Source organism: Planococcus wigleyi (assembly GCF_014836985.1).
Lineage (GTDB): Bacteria > Bacillota > Bacilli > Bacillales_A > Planococcaceae > Planococcus > Planococcus notacanthi.
Genome location: NZ_JACSPU010000001.1, coordinates 702,658 through 728,669 on the forward strand (window position 1 = coordinate 702,658; position 26,012 = coordinate 728,669).

At 47.1% G+C, this 26,012-nt stretch carries 23 protein-coding genes; 22 read left to right on the forward strand and 1 reads right to left on the reverse strand.

What is annotated here, in order from left to right:
- The first annotated feature begins 73 nt into the window (after positions 1 to 73).
- Genes coaBC through H9630_RS03215 form a run of 10 tightly spaced genes read left to right on the forward strand, consistent with a single transcriptional unit; the run spans position 74 to position 11,450 of the window.
- Entirely contained in the window at positions 74 to 1,279 is a 1,206-nt protein-coding gene (gene coaBC, locus H9630_RS03170) for a bifunctional phosphopantothenoylcysteine decarboxylase/phosphopantothenate--cysteine ligase CoaBC (protein ID WP_191714025.1), read from the forward strand.
- Positions 1,269 to 3,665, forward strand: a complete 2,397-nt coding sequence (gene priA / locus H9630_RS03175) for a primosomal protein N' (RefSeq protein ID WP_191714026.1) — start codon at positions 1,269 to 1,271, stop codon at positions 3,663 to 3,665. Before coaBC ends, priA begins: the two co-directional genes overlap by 11 nt.
- Positions 3,666 to 3,684: 19 nt before the next feature.
- Positions 3,685 to 4,194, forward strand: a complete 510-nt coding sequence (gene def, locus H9630_RS03180; protein WP_191714027.1) for a peptide deformylase — start codon at positions 3,685 to 3,687, stop codon at positions 4,192 to 4,194.
- Entirely contained in the window at positions 4,191 to 5,123 is a 933-nt protein-coding gene (gene fmt / locus H9630_RS03185; protein ID WP_191714028.1) for a methionyl-tRNA formyltransferase, read from the forward strand. The genes def and fmt overlap by 4 nt, the downstream gene beginning before the upstream one ends.
- Positions 5,120 to 6,472, forward strand: a complete 1,353-nt coding sequence (rsmB, locus tag H9630_RS03190; RefSeq protein WP_191714029.1) for a 16S rRNA (cytosine(967)-C(5))-methyltransferase RsmB — start codon at positions 5,120 to 5,122, stop codon at positions 6,470 to 6,472. Before fmt ends, rsmB begins: the two co-directional genes overlap by 4 nt.
- Before the next feature lie 33 nt (positions 6,473 to 6,505).
- Positions 6,506 to 7,255: a Stp1/IreP family PP2C-type Ser/Thr phosphatase gene (locus tag H9630_RS03195; protein ID WP_191714030.1), complete on the forward strand. Its 750-nt coding sequence runs from the start codon at positions 6,506 to 6,508 to the stop codon at positions 7,253 to 7,255.
- Positions 7,256 to 7,257: 2 nt separating this feature from the next.
- Positions 7,258 to 9,231 carry a Stk1 family PASTA domain-containing Ser/Thr kinase gene (gene pknB, locus H9630_RS03200; RefSeq protein WP_191714031.1) on the forward strand — a complete coding sequence of 658 codons (1,974 nt, stop codon included), beginning with the start codon at positions 7,258 to 7,260 and terminating at the stop codon, positions 9,229 to 9,231.
- A gap of 23 nt (positions 9,232 to 9,254) precedes the next feature.
- Positions 9,255 to 10,154, forward strand: a complete 900-nt coding sequence (gene rsgA / locus H9630_RS03205) for a ribosome small subunit-dependent GTPase A (protein WP_191714032.1) — start codon at positions 9,255 to 9,257, stop codon at positions 10,152 to 10,154.
- Entirely contained in the window at positions 10,147 to 10,812 is a 666-nt protein-coding gene (rpe, locus tag H9630_RS03210) for a ribulose-phosphate 3-epimerase (protein WP_191714033.1), read from the forward strand. The genes rsgA and rpe overlap by 8 nt, the downstream gene beginning before the upstream one ends.
- A complete protein-coding gene (locus H9630_RS03215) occupies positions 10,809 to 11,450 on the forward strand; it encodes a thiamine diphosphokinase (RefSeq protein ID WP_191714034.1) in 642 nt (213 codons plus the stop codon). The genes rpe and H9630_RS03215 overlap by 4 nt, the downstream gene beginning before the upstream one ends.
- 156 nt (positions 11,451 to 11,606) lie before the next feature.
- Here H9630_RS03215 and rpmB read toward each other — a convergent pair whose 3' ends face one another.
- Entirely contained in the window at positions 11,607 to 11,795 is a 189-nt protein-coding gene (gene rpmB, locus H9630_RS03220; RefSeq protein ID WP_049693306.1) for a 50S ribosomal protein L28, read from the reverse strand.
- A gap of 220 nt (positions 11,796 to 12,015) precedes the next feature.
- On the opposite strand from rpmB, the gene H9630_RS03225 reads away from it, so the two are divergent.
- The 12 genes from H9630_RS03225 (at position 12,016) to smc (ending at position 26,008) form a co-directional block, all read left to right on the forward strand.
- Positions 12,016 to 12,378: an Asp23/Gls24 family envelope stress response protein gene (locus H9630_RS03225; RefSeq protein ID WP_191714035.1), complete on the forward strand. Its 363-nt coding sequence runs from the start codon at positions 12,016 to 12,018 to the stop codon at positions 12,376 to 12,378.
- An 18-nt stretch (positions 12,379 to 12,396) separates the two neighbouring features.
- A complete protein-coding gene (locus tag H9630_RS03230) occupies positions 12,397 to 14,049 on the forward strand; it encodes a DAK2 domain-containing protein (protein ID WP_191714036.1) in 1,653 nt (550 codons plus the stop codon).
- Positions 14,050 to 14,180: 131 nt separating this feature from the next.
- Positions 14,181 to 14,843, forward strand: coding sequence for an L-serine ammonia-lyase, iron-sulfur-dependent subunit beta (sdaAB, locus tag H9630_RS03235; RefSeq protein WP_191714037.1), 663 nt, complete (start codon positions 14,181 to 14,183; stop codon positions 14,841 to 14,843).
- A gap of 16 nt (positions 14,844 to 14,859) precedes the next feature.
- A complete protein-coding gene (sdaAA, locus tag H9630_RS03240; protein WP_191714038.1) occupies positions 14,860 to 15,759 on the forward strand; it encodes an L-serine ammonia-lyase, iron-sulfur-dependent, subunit alpha in 900 nt (299 codons plus the stop codon).
- Positions 15,749 to 17,791, forward strand: coding sequence for an ATP-dependent DNA helicase RecG (recG, locus tag H9630_RS03245; RefSeq protein ID WP_191714496.1), 2,043 nt, complete (start codon positions 15,749 to 15,751; stop codon positions 17,789 to 17,791). Before sdaAA ends, recG begins: the two co-directional genes overlap by 11 nt.
- A 91-nt stretch (positions 17,792 to 17,882) precedes the next feature.
- On the forward strand, positions 17,883 to 18,467 hold the full coding sequence (gene fapR, locus H9630_RS03250) for a transcription factor FapR (RefSeq protein ID WP_191714039.1): 585 nt from the start codon (positions 17,883 to 17,885) through the stop codon (positions 18,465 to 18,467).
- Positions 18,464 to 19,462, forward strand: a complete 999-nt coding sequence (gene plsX / locus H9630_RS03255; RefSeq protein ID WP_191714040.1) for a phosphate acyltransferase PlsX — start codon at positions 18,464 to 18,466, stop codon at positions 19,460 to 19,462. The genes fapR and plsX overlap by 4 nt, the downstream gene beginning before the upstream one ends.
- Positions 19,452 to 20,390 (forward strand): ACP S-malonyltransferase, encoded by a 939-nt coding sequence (gene fabD, locus H9630_RS03260; protein ID WP_191714041.1) that lies wholly within the window; start codon positions 19,452 to 19,454, stop codon positions 20,388 to 20,390. Before plsX ends, fabD begins: the two co-directional genes overlap by 11 nt.
- Positions 20,387 to 21,133, forward strand: a complete 747-nt coding sequence (gene fabG, locus H9630_RS03265; protein ID WP_191714042.1) for a 3-oxoacyl-[acyl-carrier-protein] reductase — start codon at positions 20,387 to 20,389, stop codon at positions 21,131 to 21,133. The genes fabD and fabG overlap by 4 nt, the downstream gene beginning before the upstream one ends.
- 40 nt (positions 21,134 to 21,173) lie before the next feature.
- A complete protein-coding gene (locus H9630_RS03270) occupies positions 21,174 to 21,410 on the forward strand; it encodes an acyl carrier protein (protein ID WP_146556574.1) in 237 nt (78 codons plus the stop codon).
- A gap of 291 nt (positions 21,411 to 21,701) precedes the next feature.
- Positions 21,702 to 22,457, forward strand: coding sequence for a ribonuclease III (gene rnc, locus H9630_RS03275; RefSeq protein WP_284700300.1), 756 nt, complete (start codon positions 21,702 to 21,704; stop codon positions 22,455 to 22,457).
- Between the two features lie 2 nt (positions 22,458 to 22,459).
- Entirely contained in the window at positions 22,460 to 26,008 is a 3,549-nt protein-coding gene (gene smc / locus H9630_RS03280) for a chromosome segregation protein SMC (RefSeq protein ID WP_191714043.1), read from the forward strand.
- Positions 26,009 to 26,012 lie beyond the last annotated feature (4 nt).

Sequence of the window (26,012 nt, forward strand, 5' to 3'; positions counted from 1 at the left end):
CATTAATCGCAACAGACGACTCCCAGAGCAAACTTGTTCTTTGGGAGTTTGTTGTTTAGAAAGGGTGTTTGAGTTGTTGGAGAATCGTAAAATCCTACTATGTGTCAGCGGAGGAATTGCCGTCTATAAAGCTGTGGCGCTTGTCAGCAAGCTTTCTCAGGCGGGAGCTTCCGTTAAAGTCATCATGACCCGTTCAGCACAGCAATTTGTGCAGCCGCTGACGTTCCAGGTCATGTCCAGAAACGATGTCTATACCGATACATTTGATGAGAAGGATTCTTCCGTCATCGCGCATATCGATCTTGCGGATTGGGCAGACCTGATCATTGTTGCGCCGGGCACAGCCAATGTCATCGGCAAATTGGCCGGCGGCATTGGTGACGATATGGTCACGACTACTTTGTTGGCAGCAACCGCTCCTATCTGGATTGCTCCGGCAATGAATGTCCATATGTACGACCATCCGGCAGTGAAACGCAACATCCAGCAGCTTCATGCAGACGGCATCCGTTTTATCGAACCTTCCGAAGGCTTTTTGGCCTGTGGCTATGTCGGCAAAGGACGCCTTGAAGAGCCGGAGAAAATCACAGAGCTCGTCAAAGGTTATTTTACGCGCGAGCATAAACTTGCTGGAAAAAAAGTCATTGTTACCGCTGGGCCGACACGTGAACGCATCGATCCTGTTCGGTTTCTGACCAATTTTTCAAGCGGCAAGATGGGCTATGCCATGGCAGGTGCTGCTGCGGAGATGGGAGCCGAAACCATTTTAATCAGCGGTCCCGTGTCATTGCCGGTGCCAAGCGGCGTTACCCGGATACTGGTGGAAAGTGCTGAAGATATGCTGCAGGCAGTCGAAGCGCATTACGACAGTTCAGATTACGTCATCAAAACGGCTGCTGTGGCTGATTACCGACCAAAAACAGTAGCTGATCGAAAAATGAAGAAACAAGAAGGCGGCTCGACCATCGTTCTTGAACGGACAGTCGATATCCTTCAACAGTTAGGCGAAAACAAGAAAAACCAGGTGTTGATCGGTTTCGCGGCCGAGACCAATGATGTTGGACAATACGCCAAAGATAAATTGGAACGTAAAAATGCAGATTATATTATTGCCAATGATGTAACAGAAGCACAGGCGGGCTTTGAATCGGATACCAATCGGGTGACAGTCTACGGGAAAAACGGCTTTGAACAAGCATTTGACATGATGTCCAAGCAGCAATTGGCCCGCCAATTGCTTGACTTGATTACGGAAAAGGAAAAACTGCATGATAGCTGAAGTCATTGTGGACGTAGCTGCCCATCCGATCGACCGCCCTTTTGATTATGCCATTCCAAAAGAAGTGGCAGTACTGGCAGAGCCGGGAATGCGTGTCAAAGTGCCTTTTGGCAACCGCAAAGTACTGGGGTTCATCACTAAGCTCAAAGAGACTTCAGAATTTGACCCGAAACGCCTGAAACCGATTCATGAGCTGATGGACGTGGTGCCGGTTTTAAATGAAGAACTGCTGAAGATGGCCCAATGGATGAAAGAGCAAACGGTTTGTTTTGAAATTGACGCGCTGCAGGTCATGGTGCCAGCAGCTTTGCGGGCAAAATACGAGAAGCGTTTTGTACTGAATGCACCGCTTGAAGAAATTGCAGCGCCTTTGCGCATTTATTTCGAAAAACGGCCTTTTATCCGGCTGCAGGACGCAGTGGACATATACAGTCTGCTGAAAAAAGAGATGGAAAAAGGCACAATCATTGCGGATACCGATATTCAACAGCAAACCGCTGTTAAAAAAGTCCGTATGATTCATATCTCTGACAGCATTGAAAAGCTGGAAGCCATTGAAATTCGTGCCAATGCCAAGCAACAGCTCAAGTTGATGGACTTTTTCCTGAGAAATGCAGGCCGCTCGATCGAATCTTCCCAACTTCAGAAAGAAGCGGAGGTTTCGCTGCCGACAATCTACAGCTTAGTGGAAAAAGAAGCCGCTCAGATTTCCAATATGGAATCGTACCGGGATCCGAAGCTGCTGACTGAAATCGAGCAAAAATCGTCGCTGCAATTGACCGGAGCCCAACAAATTGCTTTTGATTCGATTGAAAATGCATTGAATACACCGAAGACCTTTCTGCTGCATGGCATTACTGGCAGTGGGAAGACCGAAATCTATCTGCAGACCATCGACCAGGTGCTGAAGCAAGGAAAAGAAGCGATCATGCTGGTGCCGGAAATTTCGCTGACCCCTCAAATGACCATTCGCTTTAAAGAGCGTTTCGGAGACCAGGTCGCTGTTTTGCACAGTGGATTGTCGGCTGGCGAAAAATACGATGAATGGCGAAAAATCCAGCGGGCTGAAGTGAAAGTGGTAGTAGGGGCACGTTCGGCTATTTTTGCGCCTTTTCAGAATCTGGGTCTGATCATTCTGGATGAAGAGCATGAATCCAGCTATAAGCAGGACGATTCCCCACGCTATCATGCACGCGACATGGCCATTTGGCGCAGTGAATACCATAATTGTCCGGTTATTCTTGGCAGCGCAACGCCTTCATTGGAATCATATGCACGTGCACAAAAAGGCGTCTATGAATTGCTGGTACTGGAAAAACGGGCAAAAAACCAACCATTGCCCGATGTCCATATTGTGGATATGCGGGAAGAACTGCGCAACGGCAACCGGTCCATGTTTTCGGTGCAATTAGCGGATGCTATCCGCGACCGTCTGGAGAAAAAGCAGCAGACCGTATTGTTCCTCAATAAACGCGGCTATTCATCATTTGTGTTATGCCGGGATTGCGGAACGGTCATGCAATGCCCCAATTGTGATATTTCGCTGACTTACCACCGCTCAAGCGAAACGATGAAATGCCATTATTGCGGCTATGATGAACGCGTACCAAAAACCTGTCCGGAATGTGAAAGCGAGCATATTCGGTTTTTCGGAACCGGCACGCAGAAAGTCGAAGAAGAGCTGGCGAAAGTGGTGCCGGAAGCACGCGTTCTTCGAATGGATGTCGACACGACGCGCAATAAAGGTGCGCATGAGAAAATCCTGTCCGCTTTTGGCGAAGGCAAAGCAGACATCCTGCTGGGTACCCAAATGATCGCCAAAGGCTTGGATTTTCCGAATATCACATTAGTAGGTGTGTTGTCGGCGGATACTACTTTGCATCTGCCTGACTTCCGGGCGGCGGAAAAGACCTATCAATTGCTGACGCAGGTCAGCGGCCGCGCAGGGCGGGATATTCTGCCGGGGACGGTTTTTGTCCAATCCTATACGCCGGAACATTACGCCATCACATTGGCGAAAGACCAATTGTATGAGCCGTTTTATGAACAGGAAATGGCCATGCGCAGAGCGAGCGGTTATCCGCCGTATTACTATGTCGTCAACATCCAGTTTACGCATGAAGATTTAATGACAGTGGCTGAATATGCCGATCAAACGGTCCGTTATTTGAAGAGCCACTTGTCTCCCAATACCTTGATCATCGGGCCCTCAGCTTCCCTGATCGCCCGTGTCAACAATAGATATCGCTATCAATGTTTGATAAAATACAAAAAAGAACCGAAACTGACCGATACGATGCAGCAACTGATCAAAATCCATCGTACGGAATGGCTGAAAAAAGGCGCCACGCTGTCGATTGACATGAATCCGACATCGGTCATGTAAAAGAAAAGAGGAAATGAATATGTCTATTCGAATGGTAGTAAAACACCCGAACGAAGTATTGGAAACGAAATGTCAGCCGGTGACGGCTTTTGATAAAAAACTGGCGGCTCTTTTGGATGATATGCATGAAACGATGGTGGAATCGGATGGCGTCGGCATTGCCGCCCCTCAAGTAGGCGTAGCAATTCGTGCCGCGATCGTTGATTTCCGTGAAGGGCAGGATCCGATTGAAATGATCAATCCGGAACTGGTGCTATTTGAAGGTGCTGAAACCGATATTGAAGGCTGTCTCAGCTTCCCAGGGATTTTTGGGGAAGTGGAGCGCTATGATCACATCAAGATTAAGGCACAGGAACGCGACGGTTCCTGGTATGAGCTGGAAGCAGAAGGTTATGAAGCCCGCGCGATCCAGCATGAAATGGACCATTTGGACGGCGTCTTGTTTACCAGCAAAATAACAAAATATGTGACACAGGAAGAATTGGATGAAATGATCCGCCAGCAGGAAGAAGAGGAGGAACAGGTTTGACCAAAATCGTATTTATGGGAACCCCTGCCTTTTCCGCACCGATCTTGCGGATGCTCGTCGAAGAAGGCTATGAAGTCATTTCCGTCGTTACGCAGCCGGATCGGCCAGTCGGTCGCAAAAAAATTATGACGGCAACACCGGTTAAAGAAGAAGCGATGCGCCTTGGATTGCCGGTCTATCAGCCGGAAAAACTGAAAAATCCGGAAGAGCTTCAACATGTGTTGGATCTTGAAGCTGATTTAATTGTTACTGCAGCTTTTGGGCAGATTTTGCCAAGTGAGATTTTGGAAGCACCGAAACTTGGAGCCATCAATGTCCATGCGTCGTTGTTGCCGGCATACCGCGGAGGCGCGCCGATCCATCAAGCCATCATGGATGGCCAGAAAGAAACAGGCGTTACAATCATGTACATGGTGGACCGGTTGGACGCTGGCGATATCATCTCGCAGGTGGTCGTACCGATTGAAGAACGCGACCATACCGGCAGCATGTTCGACAAGCTGAGCATTGCTGGTCGTGATTTGTTGAAGAGAACGCTGCCGCCGATTATTGCGGGAACAAACGAACGCATACCTCAGGACGAACAGGCGGTTACTTATGCCCGCAATATTTCGCGTGAGCAGGAACGCATCGACTGGTCGAAGCCAGCTGCGGCCATCTATAACCAAGTTCGGGGATTGCATCCATGGCCAGTTGCTTACACAACGTTCAATGGAGCGAATATGAAAATCTGGTGGGCTGAAAAAACGTCATCAAATGCCAGCGGCCAAGCCGGCAAAGTTGTCGGCTTGACCGAAGACTCGATTTTGGTCCAGACCGGAGAAGGCGTTTTGGCCATCACCGAATTGCAGCCGGCAGGAAAAAAACGCATGACGGCAAAAGAGTATTTAAAAGGACCTAAAATCCAGGCAGGAGATTTATTCGAATGAAAAATAAAAAACTTCAAGGCAACGTCCGCGATGCCGCATTCTCAATCCTATGGGCAGTGGAGAACAAGCAGGCTTACAGCAACTTATTGCTTCACCAGACGATTGAAAGCTATGGCATTGCAGCTAAAAACAGGGGCTTGCTGACGGAAATCACATATGGCACTCTCCAGCATCAAATGACACTGGATTATTACCTGGAACCTTACCTGAAAGGGAAAATCGAACCTTGGGTTAAAACCTTGCTGAGATTATCCTTGTACCAGATTGTCTACTTGGATCGGATTCCTGCACACGCAGTGGTCCATGAGGCGGTTGAAATCGCAAAACGCCGTGGACATGGCGGAGTGGCTTCTGTGGTCAATGGCGTTCTGCGTTCAGTTCAGCGCAATGGCGTCCGTTCGTTCAACACCATCAGTGACCCATACGAAAAGATTTCCATCGAAACGAGCCACCCAATCTGGATGATCAGACGTTGGGCAGAACAATTCGGTTTGGAAAAAACACGTGAAATGGCATTGGAAAACAACAAAACGCCATTGCAGACTGTCCGTGTCAACACCACCCGTGCCACAGTCGAAGAAGTGATTGAAATGCTTGAATCAGAAGAACTGGAGGCAGTGCCGAGTAAATTCATCCCGGAATGCCTGATTGTCACAAATGGCCAACCTGCCCGCACGGCTACATTCGAAAAAGGTTTTATCACCATCCAAGATGAAAGTTCCATGCTGCCGGCTTATGCCCTGCAGGTTGAACCGGACATGACCGTGCTTGATATGTGCGCAGCACCTGGCGGCAAAACCACCCACATTGCGGAAAAGATGAACAATAGCGGAACTTTGTATGCGCTTGACCTGCACGCACATAAAGTAAAGCTGATTGACGAAACAGCCAAGCGATTGGGCCACACGGTCATTGAAACAGAAGTGGGCGACGGCAAGAAAAGCGTTGAACGTTTCGGTGAAGAAAAATTCGACCGCATCCTGGTGGATGCTCCGTGCAGCGGTTTGGGTGTCATCAAACGTAAACCTGATATTAAGTATACGAAAAAAGAAGAGGACTTCGCCCGTCTGCAGAAAATCCAACTCGAGCTGCTGGACCAGGCAGCCCGCCTATTGAAAGAAGGCGGCATACTGGTCTACAGCACCTGTACAGTGGATGCCATGGAAAACAGAGGGACAGCTGAACAGTTTTTGAAAGAACATCCTGAAATGGAGAAAATCCAGGCAGCCTTGCCTGCAGCCATGGGAATCAAGCATACAGGCTTTGTTCAGGTATTTCCGCAGGATTATGGAAGCGATGGTTTTTTCATCGCGGCTTTTCAAAAGACCCAGAAAACAGCAACAGCTTAAAGCAGGATAAGATTAGAATCGGGGTGTCATGATTTGTTTCGGTATGTGGTAGAAAGTGATACAGGTAGGATCCGTGAAGTAAATGAGGACAGTGTGGCGGTATTAAAACGCCCCGACGGCCTCCTATTGGCAGTCGTGGCGGATGGAATGGGCGGACATAAAGCCGGCGATGTTGCCAGCAAAATGACCGTCGATCAGCTCAGCCAGTATTTTCTGGAAGATGAGGCAATGTCGTTCCTGACGCTTGACAGCAAAAGAAAATGGCTTTCGGAACGGATTCAAACAGTCAACCGGCTGGTTTTTGAACATTCGTTGGCCAATCCGGAATGCAAAGGGATGGGCACGACGTTGATTGCGGCGCTGATTGATGACAAAGAAGGCATTCTATGCCATATCGGCGACAGCCGTGCTTACTTGATCAATGGCGGCATCAATCAGATTACACGAGACCATTCGTATGTCAATGTGCTGGTCGACAGCGGGGAAATCAGCCAGGAAGAAGCTGAAGAACATCCGAAGAAAAATTGGATTGTCCGGGCACTAGGGACCGAGGCTGAGATTGAAAGGGAAATGATCAATTTCTCTTTTGATGAAGCCTCCTATCTATTGATTTGTTCAGATGGTCTCAGCAATAAAGTTTCGAAAGAGGAATTGGCTTCCATCGTCAGATCAACAGCTCCGCTTTCCCAGAAAGGGCAGGAGCTGGTCACTTTGGCCAATGATCTTGGAGGAGAAGATAATATTTCCTTGATTCTTCTGTCCTCTGTGGATGAGGAGGTATAAGTATGTTGATAGGCAAAAGCGTCAACGGCCGCTATAAAATCAAGGAATTGATTGGCGGCGGTGGAATGTCCAATGTGTATTTGGCACATGACATGATTTTGGACCGTGACATCGCGATCAAAATCCTCCGTTACGATTTTTCAAATGAAGAAGAACTGCGCAGACGTTTCCAACGGGAAGCGTTGTCCACCACCAGTCTGGCACATCCGAACATCGTCAATATTTTTGACGTGGGCGAAGATGGATCTGTCCATTACCTGGTGATGGAATACGTTCCAGGAAAAACCTTGAAAGAGTACATAATCGAACATTCACCAGTATCGCCTGAGCGGGCTGTTGAGATTATGAAACAATTGACATCGGCTTTGGCACATGCCCATCACAATCAAATCGTCCACCGGGACATTAAACCTCAAAACATTTTGATGGATGCAGAAGGCAATGTGAAGATTTCCGATTTCGGTATTGCCATGGCGTTGAGTGCAACGTCCTACACCCAGACCAATTCTGTGCTGGGGACCGTCCATTACTTGTCTCCTGAACAGGCACGCGGGGGCACAGCAAATAAAAAATCCGATATTTACTCACTCGGTATTGTCATGTACGAATTGATCACGGGCAAGCTGCCGTTTTCCGGTGAATCGGCTGTATCGATTGCCTTAAAGCATCTGCAGACCGAAACACCTTCTTTGCGTGATACAGTTCCGGCACTTCCTCAAAGTTTGGAAAATATCGTTTTAAAAGCCACGGCAAAAAACATGCAACACCGTTATCAGTCGGCTGATGAAATGGAAGAAGATCTGGCTACAGCTTTATTGCCGGAACGTCTGAATGAACCCAAATTCATGGTTCCTGAGGATCAGGATGAAACGCGTGCCATGCCAGCAATCAAAGACGCCGCTGCTTATACGACTGTGACGGATACGAAAACGATGCCATTGCCGGTCAATGAAGTGAAAAATGAACAGCAAGTTCCACCCAAGAAGAAAAAGAAAAAATGGCCATGGATTTTAGGGATTCTAGCTTTTCTGCTGATCAGCGGATTGGTTCTCGCTATTGCTTTTCCGGGTTTATTCGAACCAAGACAAGTAGCTGTTCCGGATATAACCGGCATGGAGCGCAACGAAGCACTTGAAGAACTGCAGGCCGCAGGGTTTATTGCGGGTGAAGAAACAGATGAATACTCGGAACAGATAGCAGCTGGTCATGTGGTTCGAACGATACCGGAAGCCGGAAAAATGAGGGATCGCGAAACCCAAATTCAATTATTTGTCAGTATGGGCAAAGAAGTTGCTGAAATGGATGATTTTGTCGGCAATACCCTCGAAGAGGCAGAAGAAGCACTGGAAGAACAGAAATTTGCGCCAGCTGAGTCCAGTGAAGAATTTTCCGATCAGCCGGTGGGCACCATTCTGACTCAAGAACCCGCAGCTGGTGAAGAAGTCATCATCAGTGAGACCACTGTAGAGTTTATTGTCAGCAAAGGTCCGGATCTTCGCAATGTGGAGAATTTGGCAGGATTTACAGAAGAGAACCTCAATGAATACGCCCGTTCTTCCGGATTTAATATCCGCATAATATCGGAACAAGCATCTGATGAAGTCGAAGCGGGGAAAGTCATGTCCCAGACTCCTGCTGCTGGAGAACAGTTGGAAGCTGGCAGTACAATTGAAGTCGTTATCTCAGCAGGCCAACCGGAAAAACCGATGAAAACCTATATCCATACTGTAGAAATTCCATATGAACCTGCTGAACCCGCCGCAGAAGGCGAAGAGCCTGTGGAGCAGACCGTCCAGATCTATGTCCAGGACAATTCACAGACGATGGTAGAGCCTGTCGAGGAGTTTGCCATTACAGAAGACAAGCAGCATCGCATCGAAATGCAGATTGCCGAAGGAGAAAGGGCTTCTTACAGGATCGTCCGGGATTCTACGGTCATCCAAGAAGAAACTTTTGAATATTCAAGCGTAGACTAAACAGCAACTAAAGGAGTGGAAAGATGCCGAAAGGTCAAATCAGAAAAGCATTGAGCGGATTTTACTACGTATTGGATGAAGACGGACAGCGTTACATCCAATGCCGTGGCCGTGGGGTATTTCGCAATCGCCAAATAACGCCGCTCGTCGGGGATTATGTCGACTACAAAGCGGAAAACAACGATTTGGAAGGGACGATCCTGCATGTTTATGAGCGGAAAAACGAATTGGTGAGGCCCCCAATTTCAAACGTCGATCAAGCCATCCTTGTTTTTTCAGCCAAACAGCCGGACTTCCATCCGTTGTTATTGGACCGTTTTTTAACCGCTATTGAGTCGCATTCGATTCAGCCGATCATTTGCCTGACAAAAATGGATCTGCTGAAAGAGGCAGAGAAAGACAAAATCCAACGCTATGTAGCTGATTACGAAAAGATTGGTTATGAAGTAATTCCGACTTTCATTGATGATCCTGCGTTAAAAGATCGTTTGATGCCCGTCCTGGAAGGGAAGATCAGCGTTCTGGCAGGGCAGTCGGGAGTGGGGAAATCAACTTTGTTGAACACCATCTTGCCATCTTTGGAGTTGAAGACGGACGATATTTCCAAAGCGCTGAACCGCGGAAAGCATACCACGCGCCATGTTGAACTGATTGCTGTCAATAATGGTTTATTGGCGGATACGCCTGGCTTCAGTTCATTCGATTTTGAAACCATCGAACGGGAAGAGTTGTCTGCCTGTTTCCCGGAATTCGCAGCGCGTTCCAATGACTGCAAATTCCGTGAATGTTTGCACATGAATGAACCTAAATGTGCGATTAAAGCGGCCGTAGAGGCTAATGAAATTCCTGATTACCGTTATAAGCATTACCTGAAATTCCTGGAAGAAATAATGAGCCGAAAGCCGAGGTATTCAAATGATTAAAATTGCACCGTCTATTCTAGCAGCCGATTTTGCAAAACTTGGAGAAGAAGTATTGGAAGTGGAAAAAGCAGGAGCAGATTGGATCCATGTGGATGTTATGGATGGCCATTTTGTACCGAATATTTCATTTGGGCCGATTGTCTTGAATGCTATCCGCCCGTTGACGGAATTACCGATGGATGTCCATTTGATGATTGAAAATCCGGATCTTTATATTGAAGAGTTTGCGAAAGCAGGTGCTGACTTTATCACTGTTCATGTAGAGGCATGCCCGCACCTTCACCGGACTATTCAATTGATCCGTTCGTTTGGCGTCAAACCGGGTGTCGTTTTGAACCCGCATACACCGATTGAAACGATACAGCATGTGTTGGAAGATATCGATTTGGTCCTGTTCATGACTGTAAACCCTGGTTTTGGTGGACAGAAATTCATTCATTCTGTCGTTCCAAAAGTCAAGCAGCTGTCGGATATCATTAAGGAAAAAGGCCTTTCCATCGAAATTGAAATAGATGGCGGCATCAACGAAGAAACCATCAAACCTTGTGCAGAAGCTGGCGCGACTGTCTTTGTGGCAGGATCAGCCATCTACAGCAAGAAAGACCGGACGCAGGCTCTTCAAGCGATCAGGAAAGCGGGAGAAGAGGCGATTTCGTGAAACTCATCCTGATTGCAGGAGGTCCGGCAGGTGAACTGCCGGACTTTTCTTTTTTTCCGGAAGCTTCTTATATCGGCGTCGATTCGGGTACGTTGACGCTTCTCGAAAAAGGCATTCGGCCATTAGCGGCCATAGGCGATTTTGATTCGGTTACTGCTGAAGAATATGAAAAAATACTTGCAGTCATGCCGGAATTGACACGGGCTCCATCTGAAAAAGAACAGTCCGATACCGAGTTGGGGCTGGAGAAGGCGATGACCTATCATCCGGATCAAGTCATCTTGACAGGGGTAACAGGCGGGCGGCTCGATCATTATATGAGTGCTTTGCATATCATGTTCAGTTACCAGCAGAAATTCCCGGAAACCCACTTTCTCCTATTGAATAACCAAAACCGCATTCGCTTCCTAAGTCCAGGCACGCACGCCGTGGAAAAGGATGAACGCTACCGTTATGTTTCGTTTTATCCATTTGCAGAGGAAGTGGAGGGGTTGACTTTGTCAGGATTTAAATACCCAGTGACCGATGAAGCTGTACCTTACGGGACCACGCGCTTTGTCAGCAATGAACTGCTTGGGCATGGCAGTGTCATTATACAAAGCGGAAGCTGTCTGATGGTGGAAAGTTCCGACGCTTAAACATTCAAAGCGACACAAAACAGGCAGCGAGAAGGAGACTCCTTCTCGTTGCCTGTTTTACAGTTTTATATTACGTTGAAGCGATTATGTAAGCATACTTTTTCAACGAAAAAATGCCGGGCTGATTAGATCAGCACCGGCATTATCCATGAGCGATTATACGCGCTCAACTTTTCCTGATTTCATGGCTCTTGCAGAAACCCATACACGTTTCGGTTTACCGTCTACAAGGATGCGAACTTTTTGAAGGTTTGCTCCCCATGTACGTTTCGTCGAATTCATTGCGTGCGAACGGGCATTTCCGGCGCGAGCTTTACGTCCACTAATTGCACATACTTTAGGCATGTAAGTCCCTCCTCACAAGTGAAGCTGAAAATTATTATAGAATTTCAGTTCGTTTTTCGTTTCACATACTTTAATAATTTACCACAGACATATCGGGTTTGCAACTATATTTCGAGGTCTTTAAAGAAAAAAACCTTTACACCCTAAAACGCCTCCTTTTCTTCTATAAGGGTTTAAGGTAGAATGAAAAGAGTGAAATAGGACTCAAGGAGGAATTTCAATGTCGATTGAATTGAAGAACGAATATGGTCAAATCGATATTTCCAATGATGTAATTGCTCAAATAGCAGGCGGCGCCGCTATCGAATGCTATGGTATTGTAGGCATGGCAACGAAACACCAGATACGTGACGGCTTGACAGATATCCTTCGCAAAGAAAATTTTGCTAAAGGAGTGCTTGTGCGCCAGGAAGATGACGATTTGGTCATTGATATGTATGTCATCATCAGTTATGGTACAAAAATTTCTGAAGTGGCTTATCAAGTCCAGTCCAAAGTGAAATACACAGTAAACCAAACATTAGGAATGTCAGTAAAAGCAGTAAACATTTTTGTCCAAGGAGTTCGTGTAACGAACCCGTAGGAGGAGGAAGAGTCAGTTATGAAGTCATTAAACGGATTAAAGTTCGCTGAAATGGTGCAGATGGGATCACACCATCTTTTTCAAAATGCGGATTATGTTGATGCATTAAACGTGTTCCCGGTGCCTGATGGCGATACAGGAACGAATATGAATTTATCGATGACTTCTGGAGCGAAGGAAACGACTGCCCAAGCAGAAGAACACATCGGCAAAACAGCAAACGCTTTATCAAAAGGCTTGTTGATGGGTGCCCGAGGAAATTCGGGTGTTATTCTTTCTCAGCTTTTCAGAGGTTTCAGCAAATACATTGCAGCCGAAACGGAATTGTCCGCACTTAAGTTTGCTGAAGCTCTTCAGCATGGCGTAGAGACGGCGTATAAAGCTGTAATGAAACCGGTTGAAGGAACAATTTTGACGGTCGCAAAAGATGCGGCTGCCAAAGGCATGGAAACAGCGAAGACAGAAGAAGATATCATTGTATGGTTCGAAACGGTTTTGGCGGAAGCACAGGCTTCTTTAGAGCGGACTCCGGATCTTTTGCCCGTTTTGAAAGAAGTGGGTGTCGTTGACAGTGGCGGACAAGGTCTTGTATATGTCTACGAAGGTTTCTTGGCTTCATTGAAAGGCGAAGAATTACCGGAAAAACATGCGCATAACTCAATGACGGACTTGGTCAGCGCAGAACATCATAAAAATATTGCCAGCTTCATGGATACAGCTGATATTGAATTTGGCTACTGCACGGAGTTTATGGTGAAATTTGAAAAAGGCAAGAAAGAGTTTAACGAAGCTTTATTCCGTTCTGATTTGAGTGAGTATGGAGATTCTTTGCTGGTCATCGCTGATGATGAAATCGCAAAAATTCATATCCATTCGGAAGAACCAGGAAAAGTGCTTACATATGGGCAGGACTACGGAAGCCTGATCAGCATGAAAATAGAAAATATGCGCCAGCAGCATATTGATATTGTCGGCGAAGACTTCCAGAAAAATGCGCCAAAACAGCAGACAGTACAGCCATACGCGGTGGTGACGGTTGCAATGGGCGAAGGTATCGCAGACTTGCTTCGCAGCATCGGCGCTTCCTATGTTATTGAAGGCGGCCAGACGATGAACCCATCGACAGAAGATATCGTCAACGCGGTCAAGTCGATCGGCGCAGAGCGCGTGCTGATCTTGCCGAACAACAAGAACATTATTATGGCTGCAGAACAGGCAGCTGAGCTTTTGGATATAGAAGCAGCAGTCGTACCGACAAAAGATGTACCTCAAGGGATGTCTGCTTTGCTGGCCTTTAATCCAGATGCTTCGGTGGAAGATAACCAGGCTGCCATGGCGAGCGCTTCCAAACATGTGAAGTCAGGATCTGTGACATTTGCGGTCCGCGATACTTCAATCGATGGCATCGAAATTAAAAAAGATGACTTCATGGGGATTTCTGAAGGCAAAATCGTTGTCTCTGACAGCAACCTGGATTCGGTAACCGAAAAACTGGCTAAACAGCTGGTGGACAGTGAAGCGGAAATTGTCACCATTCTTTTCGGTGAAGATGTGACAGCGGCTGATGCTGAAAAGTTGGGTCAATTCATTGAAACGCTGAACAGCGACGTCGAAGTTGAAATTCATGAAGGCAAACAACCTCTTTATCCGTTTATAATTGCTGTAGAATAATATTATTTTTTAGATTTTCCAATAAAATTAAGATTTGAGCGCATACCCTGTATGCGCTTTTATTTTTGTTAAATATGTCGAAATAGTGTAAACTATTGATATACGTAAATTGAAAGAAAGGGGTTTGAGCCATGAAGTTCAAATCTGTTTTTGATATAATCGGCCCAGTCATGATTGGGCCATCCTCTTCGCATACTGCGGGAGCAGCACGCATCGGAAGAGTAGCGAGGGATTTATTCGGCAGACAGCCGGACTGGGCAAAAGTGCATCTTTATGGCTCGTTTGCAGAAACCTATAAAGGACATAGCACGGATGTTGCAATCATTGGTGGATTATTGGATTATGACACGTTTGATGAACGCATTAAGACTTCATTCGAGGAAGCTGAGAAAGTGGGAATGTCGTTTGAGTTTATTCCGGAGATCGGCCATGTAGACCATCCGAACACAGCGCGCATCGTCATCGGTGATAAAGATTCTGAAATGTCGATGATGGGCATTTCAATCGGCGGCGGAAAAATTGAAATTACGGAATTGAACGGCTTTCCACTTCGCCTGTCAGGCAATCACCCGGCGATTCTGGTAGTTCATGAAGACCGTTCAGGCTGCATTGCGAATGTGGCAAACTGCTTGTATAAATACGACATCAATATTGGCCACATGGAAGTATCCCGGAAAGAAAAAGGGCATATGGCATTAATGGTCATTGAAGTCGATCAAAATGTGGATCGAGAAGTAATGGATGAGTTGAGAAAACTTCCGAATATCACGCAGGTGACGAGAATCGCCGATTAAATTGGAGGGCATAAAAATGGAAGCTTTATTCCGTAATGTACGAGAATTGGTTGAACGGGCTGAAAAAGAGCAGAAATTGATTTCTGAAATCATGATTGAACAGGAGATGCTCATGACAGACCGTTCACGTGAAGATATTATGACGCAGATGGACCGCAATTTAACGGTCATGGAAGAAGCCGTGGAAAAAGGGCTGAAAGGCGTTCATTCCGTGTCAGGATTGACTGGCGGAGACGCTGTCCTGTTGCAGGCTTATCGTGCGAAAGGCAATACGCTCTCTGGGGACCTTTTGCTTGATGCAGTCAGCAAAGCAGTTGCGACTAATGAAGTAAACGCTGCCATGGGAACTATTTGTGCGACACCGACAGCAGGATCGGCTGGCGTGGTGCCGGGAACTTTATTTGCGGTACAGAATAAATTGAATCCGACCAGAGAGCAGATGATCCGCTATTTGTTTACGGCAGGGGCTTTCGGATTTGTCGTAGCCAATAATGCCTCGATTTCTGGAGCAGCAGGCGGATGCCAGGCAGAAGTAGGATCGGCAGCCGGAATGGCATCGGCGGCGATAATCGAAATGGCGGGCGGAACACCTCAGCAAAGTTCGGAAGCATTTGCGATCACGATGAAAAACATGCTTGGCTTGGTCTGCGATCCAGTGGCGGGATTAGTGGAAGTGCCGTGTGTGAAGCGTAATGCAATGGGAGCTGCCAACGCAGTTGTAGCAGCAGATATGGCCCTGGCCGGCGTCACCAGCCGCATTCCATGCGATGAAGTGATCGGTGCAATGTTCGAAATCGGCCAATCCATGCCGAGCGCATTGCGGGAAACTGCAAAAGGCGGACTTGCTGCAACTCCTACCGGAAAGTGGCTTGAGTCCAAGATCTTTGGAGGAGCAGTTGTTGGCAGTGGGCAGTAAAGATTCAGTCGCCACATTAAAAGGGGTCGGCAAACAAGCCGCTGAAACCCTGCAGGAAATGAAAATTGAGACCATACATGACTTGATCATGACATTTCCATATCGCCATGAAGATTTTCAATTGAAGGATTTGGCGGATACACCGCATAATGAACGGGTGACGGTGGAAGGACGGGTGGAGAGCGAAGCTTCCATCCTTTTTTTGGGTAAGAAAAAATCACGCACACAAGTACGGGTGCTGGTTGGCCGTCACTTGGTTAAGGCTATTTTCTTTAATCAGCCTTATGTTAAAGCGAAATTGCATTTAGGCGAAATCATCACGCTTACCGGAAAATGGGACCGTGGCCGTCAAGTGATTACGGTCTCGAGCCATTCCATCGGTCCGCGTACCGAGGGCGCGGATTTTGAACCTGTCTATAGCTTGAAAGGCAGCATCCACCAAAAAACATTCCGTAAACTGATGAGGCAGGCGTTGGATCTGGCGAAAGAAGACATTGAAGAATGTCTGCCCAAGCGCTTTCTTGACACTTACCAGTTGGCTTCAATTCAGGATGCCTTGGAATGGGTTCACTTTCCGCCAGACGGGGAAGCGGTCAAACAGGCGCGCAGGCGCTTTGTCTATGAAGAGTTATTGATGTTTCAATTGAAGATGCAGGCCCTCCGCAAAAAGAACCGTGAAGAAGAAGGCGGTTCGTTTATCGACTACGACCTGGAGCGCTTGAAGGTCTTTATTGACGCCTTGCCTTTCGATTTGACTGCGGCGCAAAAACGCGTAGTCAATGAAATTTGTAAGGACATGAAAGAGCCGTTCCGCATGAACCGCCTGTTGCAGGGGGATGTAGGTTCCGGTAAGACAGTTGTCGCGGCCATTGCGTTGTATGCAGCCCATACGGCTGGGTTACAGGGCGCTTTGATGGCGCCGACTGAAATCCTCGCTGAGCAGCATGCCAATACACTGGCAGAATGGTTCCAGCCATTTTCTTTGAATATTGCTTTGCTGACAGGATCGGTAAAAGGCAAGAAGCGCCAATTGATCCTCCAGCAGCTGGCAGCAGGAGAAATCGATTTGCTGATCGGTACCCACGCGTTAATTCAGCCGGAAGTACAGTTCCATAAACTGGGGCTCGTCATAACTGATGAGCAGCATCGTTTCGGTGTAGACCAGCGGCGTGTCCTGAAAGACAAAGGTTATAAGCCGGACGTGCTGTTCATGACTGCTACTCCAATTCCACGGACCTTGGCCATTTCTGCTTTCGGGGAAATGGACGTGTCCATTATTGATGAAATGCCAGTTGGCCGAAAAGAAATTGAAACCTACTGGATGAAAAAAGAGATGTTCGGCAAAATTGTTGGGCGAATGGAAAAAGAGTTGTCGGCTGGACGACAAGCTTATGTCATCTGTCCATTAATTGAGGAATCCGATAAATTGGATTACCAAAATGCAGTCGATCTGTTTCAGCAGTTGGCGATGTATTTCAAAGACCGTTTTACGGTCGGATTGATGCACGGCCGCCTGCACTCTGAAGAAAAAGAACAGACCATGCGCGAGTTCACAGAAGGCAAAATCGATGTCTTGGTATCGACAACTGTAGTGGAAGTCGGAGTCAACGTACCGAATGCGTCCTTTATGCTCATTTATGATGCTGAACGTTTTGGGTTGTCACAGCTGCATCAATTGCGCGGCCGTGTCGGACGCGGCAGTGAGCAATCCTATTGCGTCCTATTGGCGGATCCGAAAACGGAAATCGGCAAAGAACGTATGGCGACGATGACTGAAACCAATGACGGGTTTGTGCTTGCAGAAAAAGATCTGCAGCTGAGGGGTCCTGGAGACTTTTTCGGCCGTAAGCAAAGCGGTATTCCCGAATTTAAAATGGCAGATCTCGTGCACGATTATCGGGCATTGGAAACAGCCAGAAAAGATGCAGAACAATTGATCAACAGTGAAGAATTTTGGCAGGCGGATGACATGCGCTGTCTGCGCCGCCAAATAGAACAGTCCGGTGTATTATCAGGTGGAAGATTGGATTAAGAATGCAGGGGGGCATAATTTCCCTTGCATTCTTTTTTTGTTATTTATATACTGATGTTAGTACCAAGTGCTAATAGCGGGCGGTGACATAGTGAGAAGACCAAAAAAAGAGCGGCAACAAGCATTGAAGGATACGATCAGGGATAATCCATTTGTAACGGACGAAGAGCTGTCGGTTGAATTTGATGTCAGCGTGCAGACGATCCGTTTGGACCGGATGGAACTTGCCATACCGGAATTGCGGGAGCGCATTAAGCACGTAGCCGTAAAAACCTTTGAAGACGAAGTGAAATCCCTCCCGATTGATGAAGTCATTGGGGAGATTATTGATATTGAATTGGATAAAAAAGCAATTTCGATTTTTGATGTAAAACCGGAGCATGTTTTTCAGCGAAATCAGATTGCCAGGGGACATCACCTGTTCGCGCAGGCCAATTCTCTGGCAGTTGCGGTGATGAACGAAGAGTTGGCATTGACCGTGAAATCGGAACTGCAGTTTTTGCGTCCGGTAACAGCGGGTCAGCGTGTCGTTGCGAAAGCGGAAGTGATCGACAGCCATCCTGAAAAAAATCGGGCGTTCGTGAAAGTCGTTTCGGCAGTCGATCAGGTGACGGTTTTCATCGGCACATTTGAAATGTATCGAATGACAGAGCAAAGTGAAGGTGACGAGAAATGAAAATAGCGGTTGACGCAATGGGTGGAGATAATGCCCCAAAAGAAATTATCGCAGGAGTATACAAAGCATTGGATGAATTCAGTGATATTGAAATCCAACTATACGGCCATCAGGAAAAAATGCAGGAATTTCTTAAGGAACATGAACGCCTGACAATCGTCCATTGTGAAGAGGTCATCGAGTCGGAAGATGATCCGGTCCGTTCAGTCAGACGCAAGAAAGACGCTTCTATGGTCCGTATGGCTCAAGCTGTAAAAGACGGCCAGGCAGACGCATGCGTATCAGCGGGAAATACAGGAGCACTCATGTCAGCAGGCTTGTTTGTTGTAGGCCGAATTGACGGTGTGGACCGGCCTGCATTGGCACCAACCTTGCCGACTATTGATGGAAAAGGGTTTGTTATGCTGGACATGGGCGCCAATGCAGAAGCCCGGCCGGAGCACCTTGTGCAATACGCCATCATGGGAAGCATCTATGCGGAAAAAGTCCGGGGTATTAAAAATCCGACGGTCGGATTACTGAATATCGGAACGGAAGAGAAAAAAGGCAATGATTTGACCAAAGCAGCTTTTCCTTTATTGAAAGAAGCGCCTGTCAATTTTATCGGCAACGTGGAATCGCGTGATCTGTTGAATGGTGTTGCGGATGTTGTGGTCACCGATGGGTTTACAGGCAATATGGTGTTGAAAACAATAGAAGGTACGGCAATGAATGTCTTTTCCATGATTAAAGATGTGTTCATGAGTTCTGCTAAAACAAAAGTTGCCGCTTTCTTGGTGAAAGACAATATCAAAGGCTTGAAAGGCATGCTGGATTACAGCGAATACGGCGGTGCTGGCCTGTTTGGTTTGAAGGCGCCGGTCATCAAAGCTCATGGTTCGTCGAACGCTACAGCATTGTTCAATGCGATACGCCAGACACGCACGATGGTGGAATACGATGTAACCGGCACAATTTACAGTACGCTGAAAAAGGAGACTGTCCATGAAGACTAAAATTGCATTTATCTATCCAGGCCAAGGATCTCAGGCGGTCGGAATGGGCGAAAGCTTTTTAACAGATGATACAAGCCGGAAGTTTTTTGAAAACGCGGATCAGTCTTTAGGCCTGAACTTATCCAAACTGATGCTTGAAGGGCCGCAGGAAGAATTGACACTGACTTATCATGCTCAACCTGCTTTGCTGACAGTCAGTTCAATGATTACAGAACGGTTGATCCGTGCTGGTATCCGGCCTGACTATACAGCTGGCCATAGCCTTGGTGAATACAGCGCACTGGTTACTTCCAATGTGATGGAATTTCCGACAGCTGTCGACATCGTACATAAACGCGGTTTGTTCATGAATACCGCTTTCCCGGCAGGAGAAGGCACCATGGCGGCTATTCTGGGTATGGACAGTGCAGAGCTGGAAAAAGTGACGAATGAAGTCACTGATACTACAGGTGTTGTTCAATTGGCCAACTTAAATTGCCCAGGACAAATCGTCATCTCCGGAACAAAAGCAGGGGTGGAGCAGGCTTGTCTGCTGGCCAAAGAACGCGGTGCCAAAAGAGCGATTCCGCTTGATGTCAGCGGACCCTTCCATTCGGAATTGATGCGTTCGGCATCGCAGGACCTGGCAAAAGAATTGAGTGCTGCTTTCCTATTGGATGCTAAAGTACCGGTGGTTTCGAATGTTACGGCCAAATCGGAAACGAATGCTGCCCAAATACAGGATCTATTGGTACGCCAATTGTATTCACCGGTGCTATGGGAGCAATCTGTGCGTGAAATGATCGATTTGGACGTTACAGTCTTCATCGAAATCGGCCCAGGAAAAGTATTGAGCGGACTTGTGAAAAAAATTGACCGCTCGGTTAAAACCTTGCCGGTCTATGACCTGGAGTCATTTGAAAAAGCGGTAGAGGAGTTGGCGAAATGAGCAAATTAGCTGGGAAAACAGCAATCATTACCGGAGCGTCCCGCGGGATCGGAGCGGAAATCGCTCGGCAATTCGCGGCAAACGGAGCTAAAGTGGTTGTCAATTACAGCGGCAGCCAAGAAAAAGCAGAAGCGGTTGTAGCAGATATCCAAGCGAACGGCGGAGAAGCGATTGCAGTCAAAGCCAATGTTTCGGATTCAGAATCAGTCAAGGCGATGGTGGATGGAGCCATGAAAACTTTCGGGTCTGTGGATATTTTAGTCAATAACGCCGGAATTACCCGTGATAACCTGATGATGCGCATGAAAGACGATGAATGGGATGACGTCATCAACACCAATTTAAAAGGCGTCTTTGTTTGCACCAAAGCAGTGACCCGCCAAATGATGAAACAACGTGCTGGCCGGATCATCAACATCGCTTCAATCGTGGGTGTCATGGGCAATGCGGGACAGGCAAACTATGTCGCATCAAAAGCGGGTGTCATCGGACTGACTAAAACAACAGCCCGTGAATTGGCAAGCCGTGGCATCACAGCCAATGCTGTAGCGCCCGGATTCATCACGACCGATATGACCGATCAATTGACCGAAGATGTCCAAAAAGCAATGTTGGGACAAATTCCGTTGGGCCGGTTCGGTGCGCCTGAAGATGTCGCGAAAGCTGCGCTTTTCCTGGCTTCTGATGATGCTTCCTATATGACGGGCCAAACGCTTCACCTTGATGGCGGAATGGTCATGTAAGAAAGTTTTTTGTATACTGATTTGAGGGGAGGTGACGACATTGTCAACAGTATTAGAGAGAGTAACTAAAGTAATCGTGGATCGTCTAGGTGTAGAAGAAAGCGAAGTGAAACTTGAAGCTTCATTTACCGGTGACCTAGGTGCAGATTCATTGGACGTAGTGGAATTGGTTATGGAACTTGAAGATGAATTCGATATGGAAATTTCTGACGAAGATGCTGAAAGCATGGCTACAGTAGGCGACGCAGTAACGTACATCGAGAAGAAGCAAGCTTAAGGCCGAAATGCTGAAGCGATCGTTAAGACCCGACAGGCATAAGGCGCGTTGACGAAGCGGCGTGTTTTTGCCGCACAGTCGACGTGACTTATGACCCCGAGGGTCTGATCGCTGAAGCTGGACACCAAGAAATGCAGAAGCGACCAAGCGGTCCTTTCGAAAAAGATACTTAAACACCCATTGACGCACAATTGCTGTTATACTAAGCAGTTGTGCGTCAATTCTCTTTTTGCACAATAGCTGAAAAAAAGGTAAAATTGATGGAAGTCTACAAAGGAAGGCAGATAAAAAATGGCAATGAATAGAAAAGCGAATCATCAAAAGCCAGGCGTTATAAAAGAAAGTGCCAAAGTGGCGTTTGAACAACTGCAAAAAGAGCTGAACGTTTCATTTAATAAACCCGCCCTGCTGTATCAGGCATTTACGCATTCATCTTATGTGAATGAGCATCGGAGAAAACAATTTACCGATAACGAACGATTGGAGTTTTTGGGAGATGCAGTGCTGGAACTATCGGTTTCGCATTACCTCTATATGAAATATCCTGAAATGAGCGAAGGCGAATTGACGAAGCTGCGTGCAGCCATCGTTTGTGAACCGTCACTTGTTTTATTTGCCAATGAACTTGGGTTCGGCAAATACATCCTGTTAGGAAAAGGGGAAGAGCTGACAGGGGGCCGGACGCGTCCAGCTTTGCTTGCAGATGTATTTGAATCCTATATCGGCGCTCTGTACCTGGATCAGGGAATGGACCCAGTTGTCGCGTTTTTGGAGAAGATATTGTTTCCGAAAGTAGAAATCGGTGCTTTTTCGCATGTGATGGATTATAAAAGCCAATTGCAGGAATTAATACAGCAGAAGAATAATGGGGCATTGAGTTATGAAATTATCGATGAAACCGGACCTGCACACAGCCGTGTGTTCGTGACGCGAGTGTCTCTGGCAGACCAGGAGCTCGGAGTCGGCAACGGCCGGTCCAAAAAAGAGGCGGAACAGCAGGCAGCTCAGCTGGCAATCCGTAAATTGCAAGAAGCAGCGGAGGATTAACGATGTTTTTGAAGAGATTGGAAGTCATGGGGTTCAAATCATTTGCTGATCGCATTGGCATTGATTTCGTGCCCGGAGTAACAGCTGTCGTCGGACCGAACGGCAGCGGCAAAAGCAATGTCACCGATGCCATCCGTTGGGTGCTCGGTGAACAATCCGCGAAATCACTGCGCGGAGCCAAAATGGAAGATGTGATCTTTTCAGGAAGCGATTCCCGAAAACCGCTGAATTTTGCGGAAGTCACGTTAATTTTAGATAATGCAGATGGCCGCGTCCCTCTCGATTACAGCGAAGTCAGCGTAACGAGAAGGGTTTTTCGCAGTGGCGAAAGTGCCTATTTGCTGAACAAGCAAAATTGCCGGCTAAAGGATATCACCGACCTGTTTATGGATTCAGGGCTTGGAAAAGAAGCCTTTTCCATCATTTCACAGGGGCGTGTAGACGAGATCCTGAATTCCAAAGCAGAAGAGCGCCGATCGATTTTTGAAGAAGCCGCCGGTGTCCTGAAATACAAACAGCGCAAGAAAAAAGCTGAAGTGAAATTAAACGAAACCGATGAAAACTTGAATCGGGTGCTGGATATCCTGCATGAATTGGATGGCCGGATGGAACCGCTTCAGATCCAAGCTTCTACAGCGCGTGATTATTTGGATATGAACGAACAACTGAAAGATGCCGATATCGCTTTATTGGCATTTGATGCGGGCAACTTGGAGCGGGAATTGGAACAGGTGACGTTCGATGCTGCAGCACATACAGAAAAAGAACAGCAATTATCAGCTGATATCCAACTGAAAGAACGTGCAGTTGCAAAAATCCGCCGTACTTTGGCTGATCTGGATAATAAAATAGATCAGGCGCAGAATTCTCTTGTGGAAGCGAGTGCCGAGACCGAAAAATGGCAAGGGCGCAAATTGCTCATGTCCGAAAAAAAGAGCAATGCCCATCGGCAAGCCAAGCAATTGCAGGAAAATGTGGATGCTGAAAAATTAGAAAATGATTTTTTGGAAAAGAAGCATACCGAGCAATTAGTTTTGCTGGAAGAGCGCAAAGTGGAGCTGCAGACAATTAGAGCGGCAATCAAACAACTTGAAGAGCAATTGAACCGCAGCCCGGCTGACATCGAAAATGAAATTGAAAACTGCAAGTCTATTTATATTGAATTGATGAATGAACAGGCAACAGTTAAAAACGAATTGAAGAATATCGGTTTGCAGGCACAGCAATTATCCGAGTCGACAGGACGCATCGAATCACAGCGCACGGACTTTACGGCAGAGTTGTCCAAGCTGGAAAGTGAAAAAACGAAAGCGGAGCAGAACGCTCAAGAAATCCGAACGTTATTGGATGACAAACGCCAGCAATACAAAGACAGCGAAGCTGCCTACCAACAGCAGAAGCAAAACTTCGAACAAAAACAGTCGATGCTGTTCCAGGCGTATCAATCGCAGAAGCAATTAGCTGCACGGATTGGCACACTTCAAGAACTGGAAGCTGATTTTTCGGGGTTTTTCCAAGGGGTACGTGAAGTGTTGGTAGCGCGTGAAAAAGGTCATCTAGCAGGAATTAGAGGGGCTGTCGCTGAGCTTGCGCAAGTGGAGAAAACCCACGCCAAAGCCATCGAAACGGCTTTGGGCGCTTCCAGCCAGCACATTGTCACGGAAAATGAACAGCATGCCCGTGAAGCCATCGATTTTCTTCGGAAGAAAAGAGCAGGCCGTTCCACGTTCCTGCCGATGACTGTCATGAAGGCCAGAAAGATTCCAGAACATACACTGGCCACGGTCCGTGAACATCCTTCCTATATCAGCATGGCTTTTGAATTGGTCAGCTACGATCCACAATACAGCATGATCATTGAAAACTTATTGGGCAATGTCATCATTGCGACTGATTTAAAAGGTGCCACGGCTATTGCAAGAGCAACCGGCAACCGTTTCCGTGTTGTGACACTAGAAGGCGATATCGTCAATGCCGGTGGATCGATGACAGGCGGAGCCAGCAAAATGCAAGCCTCTTTCTTTACGCGAAAAGCGGAGCTTGAACAATTGCTGGTACAGGCTTCGGAATTGAAAGAAACGATCCTGAATGCAGAGAAAACCGTTCAGAAAGAGCAGGCGGATGTCAAAGCAGCTGAAGAATCGATTCAAATTCTGCGGGCCGAAGGTGAAAAATACCGCGATATGGAAGCCGAAAGTGCCATTATCCTGCGTGAAATTGAGGCGGTACTAAAAACCACCATTGAACGTTTCCGCCTTTTCGAAGCGCAACAGAAAAACAGGGAATACGATTTGACGGCCATTACCGGGCGTCAGGAAACAGCCGCCAGCCGCCTTGAGAGCATCGTTAAAGAATTGCACGCCATTACTGTGAAAATCGACGAATTGACGCTGTTCAAGCAGCAAAATGAATCAGCACGCGATCAGGTTCTGGAGAAATTAGCTGAACAGAAGTCCTTATATGCGGTGACAAAAGAACGTGTCACGCAATTGACTGCCAGCGAAGCTGAACTTTCTGAACGCTTGGAGAAAAGTAACCGCAAGCTGCAGGAACATCAAAAAGAACTGCAGTGGATCCAGTCGGAAGAAGCGGCAAAAGTCTATTCGGATGAGGAAATCCTTCGTGAAATCGAGTCTTGGTCAGCGAAGAAAGTGCAGATTCAGCAAACTGTCAACCAGACGAAAGAACAGCGGGCAGAGCAGCAAAATGGCCTGAATGAGCTTGAAGAAAACCTAAGGGAACAACAGCGCATCTACAAAGGCTATGTAGAGGCCATCCGAATCTGTGAAGTCAAATCGACGCGATTGGATGTCCAGATCCAAAGCCTTATTGCGCAGCTTGAAGCCAGTTACCAGCTGACACTGGAGCAGGCGAAACAATTTGAAATGATGGACGAAGAAACAGTTGTCCGCAGAAAGGTCAAGTTGCTGAAGCAGTCGATTGAGGAACTCGGGCCGGTGCATCTTGGCGCCATTGAGGAATTCGATCATGTTTCTGACCGCCATGCATTTTTGACGGAGCAGCGCAATGACTTGAATGAAGCAAAAGATACTTTGCGTACATTGATTCGTGAAATGGATGGGGAAATGACCAGCCGTTTCGATGAAACCTTCCACGCAATCCGCAAACAGTTCCAACGTGTCTTCAAAGAGCTTTTTGGTGGAGGTTCGGCGGATCTCGTACTGACCGATCCGCAGGACTTGCTTATGACCGGTGTGGAAATAATCGCTCAGCCGCCAGGCAAAAAACTGCAGAACCTGACCCTTTTATCGGGAGGGGAACGTGCACTGACTGCCATCGCTTTATTGTTTGCGATTTTGAATGTGCGCCCTGTGCCATTCTGTGTCCTTGACGAAGTAGAAGCGGCGCTTGATGAATCGAATGTCGTGCGTTACAGTCAATACCTGAAGAAATTCAGCGAAGACACACAGTTCATCGTCATTACGCATCGTAAAGGAACGATGGAAGGCGCGGATGTTTTGTATGGCATAACCATGCAGGAATCTGGAATTTCGAAATTGGTTTCCGTTAAACTTGAAGAGAAAATTTAAAAGA